This window comes from Candidatus Obscuribacterales bacterium (genome assembly GCA_036703605.1).
GTDB lineage: Bacteria > Cyanobacteriota > Cyanobacteriia > RECH01 > RECH01 > RECH01.
Map to the genome: position 1 here is coordinate 1 of DATNRH010000999.1, position 3,125 is coordinate 3,125.

Annotated in this window: 3 protein-coding genes; all 3 read right to left on the reverse strand. The window is 57.1% G+C overall.

What is annotated here, in order from left to right; all coding sequences use genetic code 11:
• Window positions 1-1,337: CHAT domain-containing protein (locus V6D20_20490; GenBank protein HEY9818158.1), on the reverse strand; the 1,337-nt coding region annotated here is incomplete at its 3' end.
• A 14-nt stretch (window positions 1,338-1,351) separates the two neighbouring features.
• On the reverse strand, window positions 1,352-2,479 hold the full coding sequence (locus tag V6D20_20495) for a DUF1822 family protein (GenBank protein ID HEY9818159.1): 1,128 nt from the start codon (window positions 2,477-2,479) through the stop codon (window positions 1,352-1,354).
• The coding region (locus tag V6D20_20500) for a hypothetical protein (protein ID HEY9818160.1) at window positions 2,476-3,125 on the reverse strand (650 nt) is incomplete at its 5' end. The genes V6D20_20495 and V6D20_20500, both read right to left, overlap by 4 nt.

Genomic DNA, 3,125 nt, shown 5'->3' on the forward strand with positions numbered 1-3,125 from the left:
GGCGTTGGTTGCCAGGGTAGATCTTGGTAGAAAGCCTGTAGCAGAACCCGCCGTTCGATCAACCACTTTTGTACCGGCAGTTGCCAGGTAAGAATCAGCAACATCAGGAGGGCGATCGCTTCCCATCGATTGGGTGTCAGAGCTGCCAGCCATTCCCGCCAGCCCGTGGGCGGAATGCGGAAGAGTTGGGTGTGGGGATAGCGAAACAGGGACGGCACCAAATCAGCGGCGGGATAAGTTAGCGCCTTCTGGATTTTGAGCGCATGGCAAGCATCCTGGAGACATTCCTGCACGTCTTTATGTTGGGCGAGGGCCTGGGCAAAACGCACAATGAACGCTTCGGCAACGCTGTTGTGGATCGGTTCTCGCATGATCACCACTTGACTCAAGCCTAGATCAATCAAGGATTCCGCCAGGTTTAATCCATTGCAGGAGTTAAATAAGGCAAACTGTAGGCCATGCTGCTTGGCGATCGCCAAAGGAGCTTTCATTTCAGCAATCCGCAGATACCCATGGGGCGCAATGCCTAACTCGCCGCCCATGCTAGTTTTTTCATTGCTGTGCCCCGCAAAAAACAGAGCATCCCAGCCCTTGCTATCCATCAAGGCTGTTTGAATCGCCTCTTTAACTTGGGAAACCGATTTACCCGGTTCCCAGCCGATAAACACCACCTCTGCCAAGGTACGCAGGGCAGCGATCGCTGCTTTCTCGCGCTGAAAGTTTAGGCCACGGTCATCCCCCAGGATCATCAAGATCCGAGGACGGCGACGCTTAGGGGCGATCGCTGGCGTGGCAGATTGAATAGTAAAGGGGGCGCGGGCTAGGCGCAGGTGGGCAGCAATGCCGCTGTCTGCTCCTAGTTCCCAGGTTTCCCAGGGTAACCGGGCTAGATCGAGGGGATGGCAGGTGATCAGCAGATCGACGATCGCGTTCTGCTTCTCAGCAGCATGGGCGGCTCTCAATACTTCTTGGCGAATGGTGTGCAGGGCAGGACTATGGAGCCAACGATGCAGTTCGAGCTGTAGCCGCTGTTGAACGTCTGCCAGGTCTGCCTGCCAATCTGTGGCGGTGGAGGTACCCGCTCCCTTGGTAATCAAGCGGCCGCGCAGGGCATCATCAGGCAACGGTTGCTCCGGTTCATCCTGCAGGTCAGCCTTAGATAAGCTGCGGTAGAAGTTCAGATAGGCGCGTTGCCAATCCCAATAGAGGCGCATCAGATCCGGCGGCATCGGCTGTTGGGCATGGAGGCGTTGCCCGACCCCCCAGGTGAGCTGAAAGGTACAGGTAGCATCCACCTGCTGAACGGTGAGTTGGAAAAGGAGGGGGAAATCACGCATGGGGCTGAGTTAGTTCACGGCATGAACGCGATGGGAGGTAAGGAAAGATGAATACCGCTGGGCGATCGCACGCTAATCAAAAATTGCTCCTGCTGCACGCCGGCCACCTGGGCATAGAGGAAGGTGCTGCTAGCATCCTGCAGGGTGGTTTCGGTGAGCAGGCTTTGGTCATCATGGATTTGCAGGCAGGTGTCCAAGGGCATGAGGGAATCGGGCTGAGGACTGAGAATCACCAATAGGTTCCAGTCTGAGTCGTTACTGACGGTGGGTAGATCCCAGATGACAATGTAGAGCCGCAGGGAGGCGTCATCAACGCGAAAGTCGTAGGCGGCGGAACGGGCGGTGGTGGGAATGGTGACGTCGCGATGGCGGGTCAGATCGCTGAGGATGCCGTCTAATTGCTCGATGGGCGATCGCAGGGAGCGCAGGGCGGGACTGTAGGAAAAGGAGGGGAGTAAGATCCAGGCAAGATCCTGGGCTACCTGATCCAGTTGGTCGCGGAACCACTGGGCGGCATTGATGGCAGGACGGGCGCGGGCGGCAGTTAGGTCTGGAGCAGCAGCCAGAGGCGCGGCCGCAGGGGCGATCGCTCCCAGGGTGCCAAAGTCAGTTTGCAGCAGCAAGCGATCGGGGTCTAGGTCAAACCAATTTACAGGCAAGCTGTAGATATCGTGGACGTTCGGCTCTAGTCCTGCCGTTTGAATAGCCTGCATCAGGGCAGCTCGGGGTAGAAAGCCGCGCACCTGCACCTGGTCAAGCTCCTCCAAAACCTCGACCAGGATATACAGCGATGCGGACGTCGTTTCTACCCAAGGTCTGGGTAGCTCCACCGTGCCATCCTCTAAGCAAGCGATCGCCACCAGTTGAGCGATCGCCTCTCCTATCTGTAGAGTAGGTGGATACGACGGCAGGGTTGCCGGATCCCAGGCTGGGAGGGCTAAGCGAGGCGATCGCCTTTGCAGCCATTCTCTGACGCCGATCCAAGCGAGTAAATGTAGGTAGGTGCCCCAATCATCCGAGGGGTTTACGGCTTGGCTGTGGGTGGCAGACCAAGCGATCGCTTCATCACTAAGGGCGATCGCGTCGGGCTGCAGAAACCGTTCGCCTAATCGGTCATCATAGTTCAGGGTAAGGTATGTCATACAGGGGCGCTCCGATGGGTAAGATAATGGCAAAGACGTTGGCTCAGCAGACTGCGAGAGGTTCCATAGGCATTAAACGATTCGCTCTCTGCTTCGCCGATGATTCGCTCCAGTTCTGTATCTAGAGCCACTTCTAGGACATGGTCTAAGGTCTGATCCATGGTCGATACCTCTACATAGTCCTGAGCCAATTGGCCTATGCGGTGGCGTAGGCGATGCTGGAGTTCTCGACGAATATCCGCCCGTAGGGCTTTGAGGTTGAGTAGCCGGGTGACTTGATATTGGGCGGTTAGACCCAGGTGGGGAGCGATCGCCCCCATGGATTCTTTGCGACAAACAGAGCGGTGCAGCCCCTCCAGAAATTCCGCTGCTTTCGGCGGTTTACAACGCTGGTTGAAGGAGGTTACTCGATGGGTAAGCGTGAGGGCGATCGCCGCATCCATGGCTTCCACCAAAGCCTGACGGTAGTCTTGGAGAAACTGCTGCTGATCGGATTGGGCAGCAGCATCCCCAGGGCTTTGGGCCGTTTCTGCGAGCTGGTAGTAGTCAGGATTATCGAGGGACAGGGTGGGAGGATGGCGCGATCGCCGCATTAGTTGGGCCCAGGCCATCAACTGGGTAAGAATCCCATCCGCCGTGATCTGCT

Coding starts and splice junctions, on each gene's coding strand:
- V6D20_20495 (HEY9818159.1), bottom strand. CDS start 2,479: ATGACATACCTTACCCTGAACTATGATGACCGATTAGGCGAACGGTTT.